15 protein-coding genes and 1 riboswitch are annotated in these 20,157 nt (G+C 55.9%); of the genes, 6 read left to right on the forward strand and 9 right to left on the reverse strand.

Annotated features, from left to right (window positions below; genetic code table 11):
* Nucleotides 1-47: 47 nt before the first annotated feature.
* Nucleotides 48-135, forward strand: a riboswitch (SAM riboswitch).
* Together G583_RS0106885 and G583_RS14855 are read left to right on the forward strand one after the other, a co-directional pair.
* Entirely contained in the window at nt 129-1,532 is a 1,404-nt protein-coding gene (locus G583_RS0106885; protein ID WP_029629339.1) for an LLM class flavin-dependent oxidoreductase, read from the forward strand. Its footprint overlaps the riboswitch before it by 7 nt.
* Before the next feature lie 135 nt (nt 1,533-1,667).
* Nucleotides 1,668-2,165 (forward strand): MarR family winged helix-turn-helix transcriptional regulator, encoded by a 498-nt coding sequence (locus tag G583_RS14855; RefSeq protein ID WP_022870457.1) that lies wholly within the window; start codon nt 1,668-1,670, stop codon nt 2,163-2,165.
* Between the two features lie 20 nt (nt 2,166-2,185).
* Here G583_RS14855 and G583_RS0106895 read toward each other — a convergent pair whose 3' ends face one another.
* The 3 genes from G583_RS0106895 to G583_RS14865 form a co-directional block, all read right to left on the reverse strand.
* Entirely contained in the window at nt 2,186-3,202 is a 1,017-nt protein-coding gene (locus G583_RS0106895; RefSeq protein ID WP_022870458.1) for an MsnO8 family LLM class oxidoreductase, read from the reverse strand.
* Between the two features lie 54 nt (nt 3,203-3,256).
* Nucleotides 3,257-4,798: a thiamine pyrophosphate-binding protein gene (locus G583_RS16320; RefSeq protein ID WP_022870459.1), complete on the reverse strand. Its 1,542-nt coding sequence runs from the start codon at nt 4,796-4,798 to the stop codon at nt 3,257-3,259.
* Nucleotides 4,799-4,969: 171 nt separating this feature from the next.
* The gene (locus tag G583_RS14865) at nt 4,970-5,881 is read right to left on the reverse strand and encodes a LysR substrate-binding domain-containing protein (RefSeq protein WP_051129605.1); all 912 of its coding nucleotides are present in this window, start codon (nt 5,879-5,881) and stop codon (nt 4,970-4,972) included.
* 74 nt (nt 5,882-5,955) lie between these two features.
* Here G583_RS14865 and G583_RS0106910 point away from each other — a divergent pair, with 74 nt between their 5' ends.
* From G583_RS0106910 to bcp, 3 genes are all read left to right on the forward strand, one after another.
* Nucleotides 5,956-6,423 (forward strand): HtaA domain-containing protein, encoded by a 468-nt coding sequence (locus tag G583_RS0106910; protein ID WP_156832062.1) that lies wholly within the window; start codon nt 5,956-5,958, stop codon nt 6,421-6,423.
* A 6-nt stretch (nt 6,424-6,429) separates the two neighbouring features.
* Nucleotides 6,430-9,516 carry a cytochrome P450 gene (locus tag G583_RS14870; protein ID WP_022870461.1) on the forward strand — a complete coding sequence of 1,029 codons (3,087 nt, stop codon included), beginning with the start codon at nt 6,430-6,432 and terminating at the stop codon, nt 9,514-9,516.
* Between the two features lie 394 nt (nt 9,517-9,910).
* Nucleotides 9,911-10,375: a thioredoxin-dependent thiol peroxidase gene (bcp, locus tag G583_RS0106920; protein WP_022870462.1), complete on the forward strand. Its 465-nt coding sequence runs from the start codon at nt 9,911-9,913 to the stop codon at nt 10,373-10,375.
* Between the two features lie 24 nt (nt 10,376-10,399).
* On the opposite strand, the gene allB is transcribed toward bcp, so the two are convergent.
* Genes allB through G583_RS0106945 form a run of 5 tightly spaced genes read right to left on the reverse strand, consistent with a single transcriptional unit; the run spans nt 10,400 to nt 16,591 of the window.
* On the reverse strand, nt 10,400-11,743 hold the full coding sequence (gene allB, locus G583_RS0106925) for an allantoinase AllB (RefSeq protein WP_022870463.1): 1,344 nt from the start codon (nt 11,741-11,743) through the stop codon (nt 10,400-10,402).
* Between the two features lie 20 nt (nt 11,744-11,763).
* Nucleotides 11,764-12,948, reverse strand: a complete 1,185-nt coding sequence (locus G583_RS0106930) for a glycerate kinase (protein WP_022870464.1) — start codon at nt 12,946-12,948, stop codon at nt 11,764-11,766.
* Between the two features lie 11 nt (nt 12,949-12,959).
* The gene (gene gcl / locus G583_RS0106935) at nt 12,960-14,753 is read right to left on the reverse strand and encodes a glyoxylate carboligase (protein WP_022870465.1); all 1,794 of its coding nucleotides are present in this window, start codon (nt 14,751-14,753) and stop codon (nt 12,960-12,962) included.
* 38 nt (nt 14,754-14,791) lie between these two features.
* Nucleotides 14,792-15,682 (reverse strand): 2-hydroxy-3-oxopropionate reductase, encoded by an 891-nt coding sequence (locus tag G583_RS0106940; RefSeq protein ID WP_022870466.1) that lies wholly within the window; start codon nt 15,680-15,682, stop codon nt 14,792-14,794.
* Nucleotides 15,683-15,739: 57 nt separating this feature from the next.
* On the reverse strand, nt 15,740-16,591 hold the full coding sequence (locus G583_RS0106945; RefSeq protein ID WP_022870467.1) for a hydroxypyruvate isomerase family protein: 852 nt from the start codon (nt 16,589-16,591) through the stop codon (nt 15,740-15,742).
* A 265-nt stretch (nt 16,592-16,856) separates the two neighbouring features.
* Here G583_RS0106945 and G583_RS14875 point away from each other — a divergent pair, with 265 nt between their 5' ends.
* Nucleotides 16,857-18,473, forward strand: a complete 1,617-nt coding sequence (locus G583_RS14875; protein ID WP_407635164.1) for a nucleobase:cation symporter-2 family protein — start codon at nt 16,857-16,859, stop codon at nt 18,471-18,473.
* A gap of 256 nt (nt 18,474-18,729) precedes the next feature.
* Here the strand turns inward: G583_RS14875 and G583_RS0106955 are convergent, their stop codons facing one another.
* Nucleotides 18,730-20,154: a PucR family transcriptional regulator gene (locus G583_RS0106955; protein ID WP_084677266.1), complete on the reverse strand. Its 1,425-nt coding sequence runs from the start codon at nt 20,152-20,154 to the stop codon at nt 18,730-18,732.
* Between the last annotated feature and the right edge of the window lie 3 nt (nt 20,155-20,157).

The raw sequence follows: 20,157 nt of genomic DNA on the forward strand, positions 1-20,157 counted from the left end.
CAAAACTGGCAATGTCGCTCACACTTGTGTTTCAATAAGGAGTTGAAACCCCATCCAGAGCGGCTGAGAGATCTGGCTCGTTGATGCCGCAGCAACCACACAGTGTGCAGGTGCTACCGCCAGAACCGATGGAAGGAGAACTCATCGTGTCATCCAATCGTAAAATCCTCTTCAATGCGTTCGACATGAACTGTGTAGGCCACCAATCACCCGGTTTGTGGCGGCACCCTGAGGATCACTCACGGGACTACAACAAACTTTCATACTGGACCGACCTGGCTCAGACTTTGGAACGTGGCCTGTTCGATGGTCTCTTCATCGCTGATGTGCTTGGTCCATACGACGTCTACGGTGACAACGCCAACGCTGCACTCACCTCCGGGGCCCAGGTACCGGTCAATGACCCGTTCCTGCTGGTCTCCGCCATGGCAGCCGTAACTAAAAACCTCGGCTTCGGCGTGACCGCCGGAACCTCCTATGAGCATCCGTTCCCATTCTCCCGTCGTTTGGCTACCCTGGATCACCTGACCGAAGGCCGTGTTGGCTGGAACATTGTGACCGGTTATCTGCCATCGGCCGCCCGAAACATGGGCAGAGATGATCAGATGGAGCATGATCGCCGCTACGACCACGCCGATGAATACCTCCAAGTCATTTACAAATTGCTCGAAGGTTCGTGGGAAGACGACGCCGTACAGTTCAACCGTGAAACCGGCGTGTTTACGGATCCAGATAAAGTCCACAACATTGGGCACGAAGGCGAATTCTTCAAGGTGCCAGGTGCCGCTGTTACCGAGCCATCGGCCCAGCGCACCCCGGTTCTGTACCAAGCCGGTGCCTCTTCCCGAGGTCAAGCGTTTGCTGGCAAACATGCTGAAGCTACCTTTATCAATTCGCCCACTACCGAACTCCAGGCGGCATCTGTTGCCAAGACGCGTACAGCATTGGTTGAAGCCGGGCGCGATCCATACGACATCCGAGTCTTTGGAATGCAGACCATCATCACCGGCGCCACCGATGAGGAAGCTCAGGAGAAATACCGCGACCTTGCACAGTACGCCGACACTGAAGGCTCCCTGTCGTTGATGTCCGGTTGGATGGGTACCGACTTCGCCAAATACGATCTCGATGCTCCGATTGGTCATATTGACTCCAACGCCATTCAGTCTGCTGCCGAAACGTTCCGCAAGGCTTCGGGCGACGGCGAAGAATGGACTGTGCGTAAACTAGCCGAATGGGTCGGCGTCGGCGGTTTCGGACCGATCATTATTGGCTCCGGTGCCACCGTTGCTGAAGAGCTCATCCGCATTCAAGACGAAACCGATCTCGACGGCTTCAACTTGGCTTACCACATCACGCCCGGAACCTTCGAAGACATCGTGGAATACGTTGTTCCAGAACTCCAGGCCCGCGGTCGCTATAAGACCGAGTACACCGAGGGTACACTGCGCCACAAGCTCTTTGGACGCGGTGATCACCTGCCAGAAAGCCATGTTGGAGCCAGCTTCAAGCAGGGGGTACCAGTCGCCTAGTAGGATATACACTCCTTGAAGAGACCGACCTGAACCTGCCATTACCGGTATGCAAGGGTCGGTCTTTTCGCGTCTGAAGGGATGCAATCTTGGGAGATCAACAGCTTGTCGTGTCAAGGAATGTAGTGTGCTGCTATGAGTAATTCATCTGAAACCCGTTGGTTGTCGAAAGACGAAGATTTCACCTGGCGAGCCATCTGGTCAATCATGACCTGGCTTCCAGTGAAACTCGAAGCCCAACTACGTGAAGACCATGGTCTGAGCCTTTCGGAATACTATGCCCTATCGCAAATCTCGGAAGCCCCAGACCGAGCAATCCGTTTGAGTGAGCTCGCAGGGATCACCAACATGACCCTGTCGCACTTGTCTCGAGTCATCTCGCGCATGATGAAAGCCGGTTGGGTGGAGCGTGTCACCGACCCCGAGGATGGCCGGTATACGCTCGGTAAACTCACCGATGCCGGGTGGGATAAAGTCACGGAAATGGCCCCTGGCCATGTCGAAGCCGTGCAGCAAGCGATCTTCGACCAACTTACGGATGAGCAGGTGCGAGCACTCGGAGAAGGTGCCGCACGAATTGCAGAAGCCGTGTCCCCACACGGCGAAGTGGCAGGACCACCTAAAGGTCACTGAACCAGAGCTGGTTTGTGCGATTATCGTTGTTGCCAGGCCTCGATGAGCAGGCGGTCCGAGGTCTGTTGAGCTTCGGGATCCCAGATATTGCCGGTCACCATGATTTCATCAGCCAGCGTGTACCGCAACACGAGTGCTAGCTGGGCAACGACGTCTTCTGGCGTCCCATAAATCGTCGAGGCAAGAGCGCGCTCGACGCGTTGCCGTTGTTGCGCAGAATCGTGTTCGGCGCTGATCGCAGCAGGATCTTCGAGCGGTTCAAAGACTCCGATGCTGCGTGAACGTGTCAGCGCCCACACTTCTGACAACACTAACTGCCGGGCAGCCTCACGGGAATCAGCGACCGCCACATTAATCGAAGCGATGACATGAGGTTGTTGCCCGCGAGGTGTGGCTTGGACGAACGCCTCACGGTAGTCAACTACCGTCTGGTTGATCTCACCTGAAGCACGAAGACCCCGCGAGACGGCGGGGCCGCCGAGGACCAGACCGATACCACGTGACGCAGCAAACTGTGCTGAGCCGCCACCCGTCAGAAGATAGATCGGCGTCTGTGAGCGGTCTTGCGGGTACGCGGTGATAGCACCGGTGGTGTCCAAGTACCCCAGGAGTTCATCGACGTCGTCGGCAAAATGTTCTTTGGCATCGGCTTGTTGCCGCAGTGCTGCACGGGCCGGTTTGGTGAAGCCCACAGATGCGCCAAGCCCAGCATCCACCCGGTTTGGGTAGAGGGCTTGGAGTGTTCCGAGCTGTTCAGCAATGATAAAGGGTTGGTGACTGGGCACCATGATCCCACCGGTGCCCACACGAATATGCGATGTCGCCTCGGCCAGATGGGCCAGGAGTACAGTTGGTGCAGACCCTGCGATGCCGGGGACTGAATGATGTTGGGCCACCCAGAAACGGTGGTAGCCCAACTGCTCAGCGTGCCGGGCCCGCGAGGTGACTTCCGCAAATATTTGCGGTGCACCAACAGTCTGGTCATGTTGTACTCGTGTGTTGGCCCGATCGAGGATGGATAACGGAACTGAGCTCATGGTCTATAGCTCAGCACCTTCGGTTATCGTGTGCAACGAAGTACGCGACCAGGGTTAATGTTGCTGTACGGCCAGGACGACAACGCCGGAAGAAAACATCTGTTCATTCACCTGGTCGAGGCTGGTGATTTCGTGGACCGGCAGACCGTAATAGCGCGCCAATTCAACGACGGGAGCTTCTTGCTGGAAGACCACCAACGCCCCGCGATCGAGATAATCAACGGCCGCACGGAAATCGGAGAGCGAATCCATCAGCCCCGACTGATGTGTCACCACCACGATCATCCGGTCGTCTCGAGCAATGGAAGCCCCCAGGCCTGCAACAACTGCGCCGCTTGGGAAGAACATATATCCCTGGTGGTCCAGGACGCGAAGGTAACTGGTCGCATAACCGGCTTGTGCAGATTGATCCACGATGACGGTGCGTTGTACGGGCAGCACCTGTTCGAGGCGATCCAAAAACGCCCGTGCATCCACGGTGTCTTCGCGCAGTTGATGCTCTGGAATAGGCCGAGAGTTCCAGTACTTCGTTGCTAATTGTTCGACGGTCTGTTCCGTACGGTAGCCGACTTTCGTGCCGCTGATGAGCCTGCTGGTCTCAACTTCAAGAGACGTGGCCACGGCTTGGGCATCGGCGATCAGAGACTGTGAAACCGGACTGAATCGACCGACGGCCCAGGGTGATGTGTCGACCTGGATGATCGCGGCATTTGGGTTGATGAGCTTTCCCTCGCGGGTCGTCCAATCGTCGAGCGCACATCCGAAGACAACGATGACGTCGGCACCACGAGCCAACTCAGCGGTGGTTGGCGTAGAAATTTTGCCTAACGTGCCAATGTTGAATTGTTGTTCTTCGAATAAGCCGTGCGCACCGGCTGAAGTTGCTAAGAGGGCGCCAGTGGTATCGGCGAGTGAAACGATGGCAGATTTCGCGCGGCGGGCACCTCGACCGGCAATGATTAACGGCCAGCGCGCTTGAGCCAACGACTTTGCGGCACGGACGACTTGGGACGTTTGCGGCACAGCTCCGGTGCGCGGGGCCTCGAAGGTCGGTTCTGCTTCGCCGGTGATCTCGGTATTCAAGTTTTCCGGATCAACCAACAAAACAGACGGCAGCTGTTTATTCAGTCCGTCAATCACATCCACCATGGCCTGCGATATATTTTCGGCTTCACCGGCAGGAATTGCAGCCGCCCCAACACCGGTCACGAGACTGGCCCAATTCGCGTTCACGCCGTTGAACGACTCGTCTGGCTCGATGAGGATGATGACCATCGATAACTTGTCGCGAACCGCCTGTCCGATCTTGTCCAGGGTGGTGAGAAAGTCGGCGGAAGCATCGAGGATCACGGCTGCCGGTGCGCCACCTGCATGGCGATAGCCGGCTGCAGCCATGACAGCGCCGTCGGCGGTACCGGTGCGTACGCTGTTAAAGGCAATCTCGGCGATGCCATCAGCAGTGGCGATATTGCCTTCTGCATGATCAAAAGCCTCGGTTAATGATGTATCCCAGAGTTGTTCTGGAATAAACACGGTTTCCACGCCGGTAGCGGCACAAAGTTGTGCTAACCGGGTCGAATACACCAATTGGGGCACGATACCTCCTCGAGAATTATCAACTCTAAGAATACGGTTAGAACCTTCGAAGGTAAATCACCGCCCTCGAGGTGATGTCTCTCACCTCATCCATGATACGTCGCTGACGAAGACTTGTTGCTGCAACAGGCCGTAGGGCCCCTATTCTGCTTGGCAAATAAGCTCGCGTAGTCACTGGGTCATGTTCATGATGATCTCGCCGACGGCATTGGCTCGGCGCGTCGGTTGGGCGTCAATCTGCCACGACAGCACAACCGGTTCTGCCTGCAGCGGGGGTTGTATTGCGCGATGAATCAGGGGCAGCCCCTCGTAGGAGACTTTGGTTCTAGTCTGTTGAAAAAATAATGAGTAGCCAAACCCTCGAGCGACCATCGAGCGAACCGTTTCATAACTGGTGGAGCGATGCATGACATTGGGGCGCAGGCCCCGCTCGTGAAGCAGCCGAAGCGTATTATCCCCGGCCGGTGGGAGATCCAAGAGGATGAGGGGCTCTGACTCGAGCTCTTCAAGTGAGACTTCTGACTGTGCGGCCATGGCGTGATGTTCGGGTAGAGCGACCTGCGGGGCGGTTTGAAAGAGCTCGTCACTCACCAGTCCCATCGGCAGGCCCACCCGGTAGGAAATCATCATATCCAGATGGCCATCCAGGACCTGCTGGGCCAGCATCTCGATCGGCCCCTCCTGAATATCAAGCTGAACCTCGGGAAGTTGCTGTGCCACTTGTGCCCAGAGCTCCGGAATGATCGTCGCGGCCAGGGTCGAGTAGCAGCCAACGCTCACGGAGCCGCGGGGCACATCTGAGGTGTTGCCGATATGGAGCGTCAGTTCTTCGGCCTGTTCTAGGAGAGCGGCAGCGCGAGTGACGAGATCCTGGCCCGCAGCCGTGGTCGTCAAGCCCTTTGCGCGACGTCGAATGACGAGTTGGGCATGAAAGCTGGTTTCGAGTTCGGTGACCGCGGAAGCTACCGCGTTAGGGGTCACATGCATGGCTTCGGCGGCTGCGGCAAATGAGCCCTCACGTGCTGCAGCGATAAACAGTTCCAGTTGCCGCAGGGTGGGATGAGGTTCGAGCGTATTCGACATAACGCAATTCTATTGCACATAAAACGCGATTCTCCTCAGTTGCACATCTTTATTGCGTACGTCACAGTAGTGGTGTGGGTAAACAGAAATTTTTCCAGGAACCAAGTACCGTCGCAGGCCTTGCCTGGGGGCTACACGCGCCATTCCGGGAGTACATACGCCGGATGTCTGACGGTGCGATGAGCGCTCTTGGTGACGCCGAAATGCGCTCGAGCGACGAAACCTATTTTCCGCTCGATCCTCAGAGCATACCGGGGCAGGCCCTGCGGTTCACCGGAACCCTCCAATTCACCGGCCACCACGGAATGCTCGCCGTCACCATCCAGGACCCGTGGATTGAGTTCCGCGAGGGGGCCGGTGTGCTCACGATCGTTGACCCATTCGACGGCGGCGCCCGCATGGACGTGGTTGCCATAGATTTTCAAGACGACAACACCGCAAGCACACGGTTGACCGAAGCCGGTACCGATCTGTTTATGGGGAACTACCCCGAAGAAATTGCACTTGATGACTTGCGCATTCTTTGGGCCGGAAAGGACTAGTGCCAGATGACAACGCCACATGATCAAGCCAAAGCAGCTCCCATTGCTGATTGGGTAACGATCCCTGAGCTGTACCGTGATCCATTCCCTGCATTTGAGCGGCTCCGCCAAGAGGGTGGCGTCCACTGGGTCCCCGCCATCGGTCGCTACCTGATCACGTCCTATGATGCCGTCCACGACACCGAACTCGACCAGGAAACTTTCTCGGCCAATGAACAGGGTTCACTGATGATTCGGGCAATGGGTCACTCCATGTTGCGCAAGGACGACCCCGATCACCGGGTTGAGCGACAGGCCTGGCAACCTGTGCTGCGCCCGTCGGTGGTCAAGAAAACTTGGGCGCCAATTTTCCATCGCAATGCCCAGCGCTACGTGGACGAACTCAAAGCGAAGGGCCCGGGTGCCGATCTGGTGTGGGATTTCGCTGCACCCTACGCGGCCGAAAACCTGCGAGCTGTCACAGGCCTGCACAACGTGACCCAGCACGATCTGCAGCGCTGGTCCCAGACCATGATCGATGCCACCGGCAACTATGCCGATGATCCGGTGGTCTGGGCTAAAGGCGAAGCCTCCTATAACGAAGTCGACGAGGCCCTAGATGAAATGCTGGCCTGGCATCGACGGAATCCAGATGACTCACTGCTTTCAGCTCTCGTTCAGCTACCTGATTACCAAATGCCGGTTGAGTCCATTCGTGCGAACCTGAAAATGACCATTGGTGGCGGTCTCAACGAACCACGCGATGCTATCGGTGTGGCCGCGTGGGCGCTCATGCAAAATCCAGACCAGCTGGCCATCGTGCAAAACGATCCCTCAAAGTGGGATGCGGTCTTTGATGAAGCGATCCGCTGGGTCGCCCCGATCGGGATGTACTCGCGTCAGACCACGCGTGATGTCGTATTGCAGGGAACATTTTTGCCTGCCGGGGCGAAACTGGGCATCTCCCTGCTGTCTGCAAATCGCGACACGAAGTATTGGAAGCAGCCAGAGCGCTTCGATCTGATGCGCACCGGTGAAGGGGCTCACCTAGCCTTTGGCAAGGGCGTCCACGTGTGTCTGGGAGCCTGGGTGGCGCGCGAGGAATTTACGGCGGCATTGCCTAAACTGTTCACTGAACTACCAGAACTGGGCCTCATTGAAGATCAGCCAGCAGAAGCCGGTGGTTGGGTGTTCCGAGGCATGGACCTGCTGCCGGCCCAATGGGAGGCCCCAGAGAGCGCGTCAACCTCAAAGAAGCAGAGCCCGCACGTTGCGATCGTTGGCTCAGGTCCCTCGGGCTGTTACACGGCTCAGGCGATTAAGCGCAACGTGCCAGACGCTCGCGTTACCATCTTCGACCGGTCGGCCACGCCCTATGGTCTGGTCCGCTCCGGTGTTGCCGCGGACCATCAGGGCACCAAGGATGTCGAAATTCAATTTGCCCAACTCTTCGAGCGTCAAGGCGTCGAGTTTATCGGCTCAACTACCGTGCATAACGGTGAACCGGCCACCGATGTTGCCATCCTCGGTCGGCCCTCCTACCATGCACCAGCAGTGTCCTCGGTGCACGCACCTGGCGCCGAGATCACCCTGGAGCAACTTCGCAGCACCCACGACGCAGTCGTTGTGGCGACCGGGCTGAGCGCCGATAAAACGCTTGCGATTTCGGGCGCTGATGTGGACTGCATCTATGGTGCGGGACGAATCGCTCGATTGCTCAACGCAGATGCTACCGAGCACGCGGACGAGCAGGCCATGCCTGATCTCGGATCCGATGTCACTGTTGTGGGCAACGGGAACGTTGCAATGGATATGATTCGTCTGCTGGCCTCGGATCATGCACAGCTTGTCACCTCAGATATTGACGAAGACACCCACGTGGCGTTGACACGCGACCTGAACACCCTCAATGTGATTGGTCGCTCAGCTGTTGCGGACGCGAAATTTGATACCGTCATGCTTCGTGAAATCCTCGAGCTGCCAGGCATCAACCACACTGTTCACGGTTTTTCACGTGATGCTCAACCCACCGACGACGCCCGTGCAACGCTGGTCCAACAGCTGGTAGACCAGCCGACCGATCGTCATGCCCGACTGCACATCAACTGGTACTTCGATCACACTCCACAACAGGTCAAAGCCAGTGGCAGCCGAGTCAGCGAACTCGTGGTCGCTTCCGGTGCGCTTGAGGTGAGCATCGCCTCCACCTCGCTTATTACCGCTATCGGGTTCGGTTCCGCTGGTGGGCAACTCGTCGAGGTCGATGAGCAGGCTGCGGCAACGGGCCGAATTGAACCGGGACTGTACGTTGCCGGGTGGTTGCGTCGCGGGCCGGTCGGCACTATTCCTACCCAGCGTACCGATGCACGTGAGCTGGCCGATATCATCGCCGCTGATTTGGTGCGCGGGGAGGTGCAGCGTCGTGCGGGGATGTCTGCGCTTCGCAGGGATCTGGCGCGGGCCACATCCTGGGATGGCTGGTTGCTGGTTGATGCACATGAAAAGGCCAACGCAGCAGAACCTCGCCCGCGAACCAAGCTCACCGATCCTCGCAAGATCCGGTTGCTGGCTGCCTCGGCTACCGATCTTCCACGGTCGGCAAATCAGAAAGCGGAAGTGGAGCTCAACAACGCACACTTGCCGAAACTCTTCATCGCCTATGCCACAGAATCGGGGAACGCAGAGCTTGTGGCCGAACAGCTCGTGTTCGATCTGGCAGACCACGCGAACGCCTCAACCTTAGATCTGGCAGCGCTGACACCAGACGAGTTGCAAACTGAAACGCCGATGCTGGTGGTGACGTCCAGCTACGACGAGGGTGAACTGCCAACAAGTATTCGACCACTGCATGCTCAGCTGCTGTCGCGGCACACGGATCTCACTTCCTTACGCTATGCAATCTTTGGGCTGGGGGATAATTCCTATGAATTCTTCTCGCGCGGTGCCGATATCCTGGACGAATCGCTGCAGGTATCGGGCGCTCGCAGAATTGGCGAGATCGGGCGACACGATGCAGGAGGAGGCACACTGGCCACCGACCAGGCAGCACGCTGGGTGGGCGCAGTGATTGAAGAGCTCATGGCGAGTAATGTTCGAGAAGTTGCTGCACAGTGAGTCTCTGATAAAAATACTGCACAAAAAACCTTGACTGTGATACCAGTCACACGCATAATGGTAGCTACGATGGAAACCATCTGGTAGACCACCGAACGTCGTGAAGACTTGCGGATCTACCGAAGACGCAGATGTGTTGTTCCTGTGTGGTTATAAGAGGCAGGAAATTCTTTTCCTGCGGTATCGCTGAGGTTCTGTGGTTGCGATACCGGGGCCCGGGGGATTCTGACCCCGGGCCTTACTCATGCTCCAAGTGCTTTCTTCTGGTCTTTTGCGGGGCATGGGATCGAGACGAGAAGTTGTTGACATGTGCTCGAGGGGAAACATAGAGTACATAGCACGAGATTCCACGTTAGTAAATACTTTTTCCGCATTACGAAATAAGGAGAGTTGCATGGTTCAGCTAGAGACTCGTCAGACAGCCCCCTCGTTCACATTGTCAGACGCCGATGGAAATACAGTGTCACTCGATGACTTCGCCGGCAAAAAAGTCATTGTGTATTTTTATCCGAAAGCTGCGACTCCTGGATGCACAACCGAAGCATGCGACTTCAGGGACAATGTCAATTCACTAGGCAGCGCCGGATACCAGGTCATCGGTATCTCCCCGGATGGGCCAGCAGACATTAAGACTTTTGCCGAACAGGAAAACCTGACCTTTCCGCTGTTGTCGGATCCGGATTCGGTCATCGCCAAAGCATATGGCAGCTACGGTGAAAAAACCATCAACGGCCAAACCTTTGAAGGCACCCTTCGTTCGACCTTTGTGATCGATGAGAACGGTGTAATCCAGCACGTTGAATACAATGTCAACGCCGAGGGCCATGTCGCACGACTGCGCGACACCCTCGGCGTCTAACCTCTCGGGGTAATAAGTGGGCTTCTAGCTCCGCAGGAATTGTCCGCGCGGAGTGTGGAAGTCCACTTTTTTACCTCGTAACCAGGTCGCTTCGACCTGTCCGGTGAGCTCTTTGCGGTCGTAGGGCGTGATGGGGTTGCGGTGGTGCAGGCTGCCGGCATCAACTGTCCAGGTTGCATCTGGATCAAAGATCACCAGATCAGCATCATAACCAACCGCTACCCGTCCTTTGTGCTCCACTTGTGCAATTTGTGCAGGCCTGTCGGCCATCCAGGAGGCTACGGTTGCCAAGTTAATGCCGCGTTGCCTGGCTTCTGTCCAAACCACCGAGAGTCCAAGTTGCAGCGAGGAGATGCCACCCCAGGCTGTATTGAAATTCCCGTTGCCGTGTTCTTTGAGTTCAAGAGTGGACGGCGAGTGGTCGGAAACAACAATATCGATCACCCCATCGAGCAACCCCTGCCACAGCCGTTCGCGGTTTGAGCTCTCACGGATTGGTGGGGCACATTTGAACGCTGTCTTACCGTCGTCGATGTTCTCGCTCAACAGTGTTAGATAGTGTGGGCAGGTCTCAACCGTCAGCGGCAGGCCTTCGGCCTTTGCCGACGCGATCTGGTCCAGGCAATCGGCGTTTGATAGATGCAGAATATGGGCTCGGGCGCCAGTAGCGCGCATCGCATCAATGACCGATTGGATGGCGACACTTTCGGCTTCACCTGGCCGAGAGGCGAGGAAGTCACTATATTTTGAACTTGGTTGTAAGCCTTCCGCTCGTACCTGCTCCAGGGTATGAGCATCTTCGGCATGCACAATCATCAGCCCATCAAATGTGGCGATCACCGCCATATCCTGTTGCATTTCTTCGGGCTCAAGTTTAGGGAACTCATCGACCCCCGAGTGTTCCAGAAAGCATTTGAAACCAAAGACACCGGCATCCTGCAGTGCTATCAGTTCGTCGGTATTACCTGGGATCGCACCGCCCCAAAAACCTGTGTCAATGTGAATCTGATCTTTAGCAGCGGCCCGCTTGAGGTCTAGCGCATCAACATTGACTGTCGAGGGAATCGAGTTCAACGGCATATCGATCAGCGTCGTCACTCCACCGGCCGCCGCGGCACGGGTAGCTGAGTCAAAGCCCTCCCATTCGGTGCGACCCGGCTCATTGACGTGTACATGGGTGTCCACCAAGCCGGGCAGCACGATTTGGTGTTCTGGAACGTGGATGAGCTGGTCTGCGGTCAGGCTGGTTCCCAACGGTTCCAGTGCCGCGATTTTTCCGTGACGGACACCCACTTCAAGTGGTTGGATACTGCCGTCATGTAGTACCTGCTGGGCCCGGAACACCACGTCAAAGGCAGGTTGTGTCATGCTTGATCCTTTCGTAGGCATCACGCTGGTTGTGCTAATAAAATATCACCGATTTGTTCCCCAACCTGGGTCAAGAGGCTCGGTGTTTGGCGCATTGACACATCGGGGTCAGGTTCTAACTCAGTCAGTGCGAAGACTCGCGTGATGCCGGCGGCTTCTGTCTCGGCGGTTGAGAGCAGGTTGCGTCCACAGACTGCATAGACCGGGATCCGTTGCTGACTGGCCAGTTGGGCGACCCCGGCAGGAGCTTTACCCTGAAGTGTTTGAGCATCGAGACTGCCCTCCCCGGTGATCACTAGGTCAGCGTCAGCTAGAGCATCAGCAAAACCGACCAGGTCTAAAATAACGTCGATCCCACTGCGCCTTTGGGCGCGGAGCACCGCCATCGCGCCGAAACCTGCTCCACCGGCTGCGCCGGCACCAGGTTGCGCAACGTGATCGGCAACAGATTGCCCGGCGTCTAGCCCGAAGTCGCGTTCTGTGGCTTCCGTCAGAAGTTGTGCATAGTGCCCCAGGGCTGCGTCAAGCATTACCACATCGTGCCCGGTGAGACCTTTTTGGGGGCCGAATACCGCAGCGGCGCCCTCGTGGCCCAGTAGTGGATTCTCTACGTCGCTGGCGAGCACAAGTTTGGTGTGCATCCAGCGGGGGTCAAGACCGGTAAGGTTCACTTGGTCCAGGTGTTGTAGGGCTGCGCCACCATCGGCTAGGTGTTTACCGTTCTGGTCGAGGAGTTCTACGCCTAGTGCGGCCAACATGCCTGCCCCGCCGTCGGTGCAGGCAGAACCTCCCAAGCCCAGCGTGATGCGGGTAGCGCCTGCATCCAGGGCAGCCTGGAGGAGTTCTCCGGTGCCCCTACTGGTTGCTGTGGCACCGGTCAGCCGGGAGGTTTCTAAAAGTTCAATGCCTGAGGCCTGAGCTAATTCAACCACCGCGTCGATGCCATCGGAGCTGGTATGCATGGCCCAGGCGGCGTCGATGGGTTCTCCAATCGGGCCGGTCACCCGGGTTATCTGGCGTTTGAAACCCGCCGAGATGGCGGCGTCGACGGTGCCTTCACCGCCATCAGCGACCGGTACACAACGTACCTCCGCCGGGGAGATCGTCGAGCGGAGACCCCTTTTGAGCGCTACGGCGACCTCCTCGGCGGTGGCAGACCCTTTGAACTTATCGGCAGCGATAACAATGACCGCCTGTGTGCTCATCGGGCTCACCGTTAATCCAGCAGCATGAGAGCAGTTGGGGCATCTGCTGCGGTAACGGCAAGATCTTCAAACTCGTTGATGCTATCCAGCGCGGTCCCCATGGCAATATTGGTTACGCGTTCGAGGATAACTTCCACGACAACCGGCACTTTGTACTGGTCCATCAAGGACCGGGCTTGAGCAAAGGTGGTGCCGAGCTGCGCTGGGTCTTCGACGCGCAATGCCTTACATCCCAAACCCTCGGCGACTTTGATGTGGTCCACCCCGTAGCCAGCAGTGCCGGATTCTTTAGCTTCTGGGCTGGCATTGATGTTTTCAAAAGCTAAGGAAACCTCGTAATCCATGTCGAAGGCGCGTTGCGACTGGCGGATCAACCCCAGATAGGAGTTATTGACCACGACGTGGAGATATGGCAAATTGTGCTGGGCTCCAACAGCAAGTTCTTCGACCATGAATTGGAAGTCATAGTCACCCGAGAGTGCGACCACGGTTGCATCCGGTTTCGCACGGGCCACGCCCAATGCGGCAGGCCCTGTCCAACCCAGTGGGCCTGCCTGTCCGGCATTGATCCAGGAACGTGGATTGTAGGCGTGCAGCATCTGGGCGCCGGCAATCTGGCTCAAGCCAATCGTCGTGACATAAGTGGTGTCGCGACCGAACGCTTGATTCATCTCCTGATAGACCCGTTGCGGTTTAATCGGCATCTGGTCGAAATGCGTTTTGCGTTGCAGCCCTGCCTTGCGTGCGGTGCAACTATTCGCCCAGTCCCTATAGCTGGGTATGGTGCCTGCGGCCTGGCGTTTCCGAGCGGCGGCCAGCAGGGCCTGCAGAGCAGCCTTGGCATCGGAAACCACACCGTAATCAGGAGCGAATACCCGCCCAATTTGGGTCGGTTCAATATCGACGTGAATGAATTTCCGACCCTTCCGATAAGTATTGAGGTCTCCGGTATGGCGATTCGCCCAGCGGTTGCCAATGCCCAGCACGATGTCGGCTTCTAAGAAGCTGGCATTGCCGTAACGGGTGTGGGTTTGAATGCCGACCATGCCCGACATCAACGGATGATCGTCCGGGATCGCACCCCAGCCCATGAGCGTTGGGGCAACGGGGATATCCAGCAGGTCAGCGAGTTCGACAAGCTCGGCTGCGCCGTCGGCGTTAATAATGCCACCGCCGGCGACGATCATCGGATGTTCATGGGCGAACAGCATATCTAGGATCTTATTGGCCTGAGCTTCGGTAGCTTCTGGTTTGAGCACCGGCAATGGTTCGTAGGTGTCAATATCGAAGTCGATCTCGGTCATCTGCACGTCGAGTGGCAGGTCAATAAGCACCGGGCCGGGGCGAGCGGATCGCATGAGCTGGAATGCCTTCTGGAAGGTGCCGGGCACCTGACCAGCTTCCAGAACCGTGGAGGCCATTTTGCAGAGCGGCTTGGCAATCTCATCAATATTGATGGCCTGGAAATCTTCTTTATGTAGAACCGCAACGGGGGCCTGGCCGGTGATGCACAGCAGGGGGATCGAATCGGCTGCTGCAGCATACATTCCGGTAATCATGTCGGTGCCCGCCGGCCCGGACGTGCCAATGCACACGCCGATATTGCCTGCGGCTGCACGGCTGTAACCGTCCGCCATATGCGAGGCACCTTCCACATGGCGTGCAAGCGTGTGCTTGATACCGCCGTGGGCTTTCATCGCTGAATATAGCGGGTTTATCGCGGCACCCGGCAGCCCGAAGGTTTCGGTGGCCCCTTCTTTTTCCAGAATCAATGCGATGGCATCAACTGCGCGCATGAGGGTCATATCGGTCTCCTTGACTCAAAAATTTTTTTGGAAGCGTATTAGTTGTCGGCTCGGCCGGACAGCTGTTCGACCAAACGGAATAGTCCGGAGTGGTCCAAGCCGCCGTCTCCGGTGCGTACCGTTGAGGCAACAAGTTGTGCAACAGCCGCACCGATCGGGATAACAACACCGGCCTCTCTGGCGGCGGCAGTGACAATGCCCATGTCTTTGTTGTGCAGTTCAAGACGGAAGCCGGGGGAAAATTCACGGTCCAGCATTTTCTGGCCCTTTTGATCGAGTACCTTGGAACCAGCTAACCCGCCACCCAGAACCTGCAGGGCTGAGGACGTGTCCACGTCGTAGGCCTCGAGGAAGACGATTGCTTCGGCCAATAATTGGATATTGCCAGCGACCATGAGCTGGTTGGCCGCTTTTACCGTTTGGCCCGAACCTGTGGGGCCAACCAACACGATGGTCTTGCCCATCGCATCGAGTACATCTTGTACAGCTTCGAAGTCTTCTGATTCACCGCCGACCATGATGGACAGCGCCGCATCGATGGCCCCTTGTTCACCACCAGAGACCGGGGCATCGAGGGGTTTGATCCCTGCGGCTCGAGCCTGTTGCGATAGTTCTGTGGTGACATCCGGGCGAATTGAAGAGTTGTCGATCCAGTAGGCACCCTGAGGGGCATTCGCAAAGACCCCATCTTCGCCGGTGACCACCTCAGTCACGTGTGGTGAGTCAGGCACCATAGTGATGATGACGTCCGCGCCTTTGACGGCTTCAGCGATGGTGCTGGCGGCTTGACCACCAGCAGTTGCTAGTTCTTCGGTCTTGCCAGGGGAGCGGTTATAACCGGTGACATTAAATCCGGCACTAATCAGGTTCTTCGCCATTGGCAAGCCCATGATCCCCAGTCCGATGAATGCGATGTTTTGTTTAGCCATTGGTTTGTAGTCCTTTCACGTTGCGTGTACAGGCAGTGACGCAGCCGAAATGGCTGGTTAGTTTGCCAGCCAGTCAAAAGCTGTGGCTTGATCTTGTTTGTATTCCAAGGCGACTTTGCCGGTGTAGCCAAGTTCGCGTGCTCGGCTGATCCAGTCGAAGAGCGGCAGTTCACCGGTTCCGGGAGCGCCACGGCCGGGATTGTCGGCAATTTGGATATGACCGAACTGGGTGGTGTGGTTCTCAATGACCTGAGCGACATCGTCACCGTTGACGGCCAGGTGGTAGAAGTCTGCTAGCAGCGCGATATTTTGTGCCGCACCTGCTTCTGACTCGCCTGCCCTGACTTGATCAATAATGGCCAGAGCATCTGCAACAGTTTTCAGAGGATATTCGGCAGCACCTGAAACTGGTTCGAGCAAGACGGTGCCATCTATCGTGCCAACGGTTTTTGCTGCATAAGCCAGATTCTTGACCGCCAAGATTTCTTGTTCTTCTTCGGTAAATTCCGGTTGGCGCAGGCCATACAGGGCGTTGAAGGCTTTGCAGCCAGTACGTTTACCGATCTCAGCGACAACCTCGACGTTTTCTTTGAATGCTGAGCATTCACCCTTGGTTGAGACTCGCCCACGATCACCCCCAGCCATGTTGCCTGCCCAGAAGTTCAGGCCCACGAGTTTGACCCCTGCAGAGTTTAGGGAATCGATGAATGCATCAATGTCGTGGTCAGAAGGAACGGGCGTGCCATCGAACGGCCACCAAAATTCAACTTCGGTAAAACCAGCAGCCGCTGCAGCAGCTGCACGTTCATTGACGGGAAGCTCGGTTAACAGAGTCGAGCAGTTCAACACGAAATCTTGTGCTGAGAATCGGCGACGCTGTTCTTGTGCGGATCCAACGGTATCGGTCATGAATACCTCCATGAATTTCATATTGTGGAAACTTATTTTTGTTTGGTGAAATTTATCGTATGAGGAAATGTGACTTGAGTCAAGTAGGTTGGGAGAGCGGCTAGCGGCCTCGTCGCAAAAGGGCAGGGTCGCGGCAAAAAGTGCCCGACTGAAAAGTTGCCTTGACGTTAGTCCTGTGATGTGCGTTACACTTGCAATATATTCTGGAATTCCAATTTCACAATGTGAAAATTTCATCCTATGTTTAGTACCAAAGAAACGAGGGATCGTGAAATCTCTTTTCGCTAAGCCTGCCTACGCAGCAAACCCAGATGCGCCAGAAAATGAACGATTGCCCAGCGGCCGCACTTTTGCTTATGGGCTTCAGCACGTTTTGACGATGTACGGCGGCATTCTTGCAGTGCCCCTCATTATTGGAAACGCCGCAGGACTCTCGCCTGATGACATTGCCAAATTGGTGACTGGAACTTTATTCGTTGGCGGTCTGGCCACCGTGTTGCAATCAGCGGGTCTGCCTTTTCTTGGTTCCCGATTACCGCTGGTCCAGGGTGTTTCCTTTGCAGCCGTTGCTACCATGTTGGCCATCCTCAACGGTGGCAACGGGCTCCAAGACGTATTCGGGGCGATTATCGCAGCCAGTGTGATCGGATTTTTGATCGCACCGTTCTTCGCGAAAATTGTGCGCTTCTTCCCGCCGGTGGTGACCGGTACGGTCATCACCGCCATCGGATTGACCTTATTTCCGGTTGCCGCAAACTGGGCTATGGGTGGTGATAGTGAAACCAGTGATTACGGCTCGATTATGAACATCAGCCTGGCGCTACTGACCTTCGCAATTATCATTGTCTTATCCAAGGTTGGCGTGGCTATACTGTCTCGCCTTGCTATCCTTTTGGGATTGGTCGTCGGCACCCTGGTCGCATGGTTTTTGGGTCAAGCCGACTTCTCTGAGGTGGGCGATGGACTGCCTATCGCATTCCCCGGTCTGCTGGAATTCGGAGTGCCTACCTTTGACATCGCCGCTATTCTCTCCATGGTCATTGTGATCTTAGTAATCAAGACCGAAACCACCGCCGACATCATCGCAGTTGGAGAGATCATCGACACCCCGGTTGACTCCAGACGCATCGCAGACGGTCTACGAGCCGACATGTTAGCTTCCGCCGCGGCACCGTTCTTCGGGTCCTTCACCCAGTCAGCGTTCGCCCAAAATGTGGGTCTTGTTGCATTGTCCGGTATTAAGTCCCGCTGGGTGGTCACCGCTGGTGGCGTGATCATGGTGGCACTGGGGCTGGTGCCATGGCTTGGCCAAGTTGTGGCAGCTATTCCCATGCCGATTCTTGGGGGTGCCGGCATCGTGCTGTTCGGTACCGTAGCCGCCTCCGGGATCCGCAGTCTGTCCACCGTTAAATACGACGGCAACATGAACTTGGTCATTGTGGCCTCGGCGTTGGCTTTCGGCATGATACCGGTGGTCAGTCCAGACTTCTATGCGGCCTTCCCATCCTGGTTTGAAACCATTTTCCACTCTGGTATTTCATCAGCTGCCATTGTTGCAGTGGTCCTGAACATCGTGTTCAATGAAATCGCCGCCAAGACCACCACCCAGGCCTCTGTCTTTGCTGCCAAACCGCTGCGATATCTCACCTCGAGTCATTTGGCAGATCTTCAAGATGGAGATGTCTTCGTTGACGGCAAACTAGTGGACTGCGACGGGGAAGAAGTGCCGGTTATTCCAGAGGAAAAACTGCCAGAGGTCAAAGAAAAGATTGAACGCGGTGAAGTGACTACCACGGCGGAAATTGCCCAAGTTTTGGAAAAGGACAAGACCCGGCCTGCCTCGAGTGAATCCTTCGTTCGAAAAACGGAGACTGACCAGTAACTCGTTAACCAGGTAACAAGGCGACAGCTCGATCAGCATCCGCTGGTTGAGCTGTCGCGTTGTTGTGACAGGGCAAAAGTGGCCCGTCATGGGACGAAGGTGTCTGCGCTGAGTTCATAGGATGCCATATCACAACAGCACCGGTAATTTTAGGAGCGAACAATCAAAACAGTGGCTGTAAGCAAGTGATTAACGCAGTGAATGTCCTCAATACTTGGGTGGATCTGTCCGGGCCGCTTTTAGCTCGGATCACGTGTTACCTATAGACGTCAAGAGCCTCAAGTGCCGCCCAAAACAAAGCTACGTCTGCTGTCTGATCAAGACGTAGTCCGCTCATTTCGGCCACCCGACGCATCCTATATACGAGTGTCTGTTTATGCACGTGAAGTTTGTCTGCTGCAACATTCCAAGAACGATTCTCTTCTAAAAACACACGTAAAGAGCGCACGTACTCACTGCCATGTTGCTTATCGTGTTGTAGAAGCTGGCTGAGTGTCTGTTCAATTAAGAGATCAGCGTCAGGTGCGCTATTGGGAACGATAGAGGCCTTGCGTTCACGGAAGTAAACCACCGACATCTGACGTTCCACAGCGCTCTGGTGAGCGAGCTGCGCTTGGCCTAATCCGGTCCGCACATCTTTCACGGAACGAATACTATTACTTACTCCAAGGTGCTGCACTCGCTTATTGACGATCTCTAGGGCTTCGGTGGTTGCTGAACAGAGAATGTGAGTGGTTTGACCCTGTGGGTATACAGCGCTGCGAAAGCCTGCATCTAAAAGTTCATGGAATAGCCGGATGCCATTGCTTATCCGGTTCCCGATGGCGATGTAATAACTCTGGTTTTCAAAATCTAGCATTGCCGACGTACGCTGTTCCACGTCTTTGGTCTCGACACCGTCTATGAAGCTACTTAACAAAGCCGCACTCTGGCGATAGGCTTTTTCTCGCTCAGTTTTCTTTTGTTGCAACTCTAGTGCTGCAATAAGTGAGATGTGCTGTCGAATCCCTTGTTCTAACGGATTGTGCTGTGGTTCCTGGGGCGTGAGACGGACGAGAGCCTGAGGAAAGCCCGGGATAGGTAATTCAAGAGCATCGGATGCAGCTTGCGCGGTATGTGATTTTTTATCGTCAATCGGTTCAGAGGCATCTTCTTGCTTGTAGTCGTTGATGATACTCACGTTGTATCCAATCGTCGCGCCTACCAGTTCAAGTCGATTCACGTCTTTGCTGTGATCAACGGTTGTCAGTAGGACAGCTTCATAGAGGCGGTTGGACCGCTGCAATCGTTCCCTCTCGTTACGTTGTTCGGAATCTGCGATAGCGCGACTTAAGACGATGAACGGTATCTCACGTTGAGTGAGAATTACGATAAAGGCGAGTTCATTTGCTCGGGTTAAAAATGCCTCGGTTAGTTTTGGCGCATTCATATTTTGCCCGATAGCTACTCCAACAATCCCATGAGCTGAACATTCTTCAACATAACGTCGCTGTCCTGCAGCATCAGCGGGTATTGCGAGCCCGGTTGTCATCACGAGATGAGTCGCGCCTAACCAGTTCCAGGGCTCAGGCTCTTCACAACTATGCGCCCAGGCGATGGGCTGATATTGGCCGCCGTGACCTGCGATTATTTTTGATCCGCATTCGGGTATCTCCGTGAGCAAATGAGCAGTCAGAGCCATATG

Source organism: Yaniella halotolerans DSM 15476, assembly GCF_000420805.1.
Taxonomy (GTDB): domain Bacteria; phylum Actinomycetota; class Actinomycetes; order Actinomycetales; family Micrococcaceae; genus Yaniella; species Yaniella halotolerans.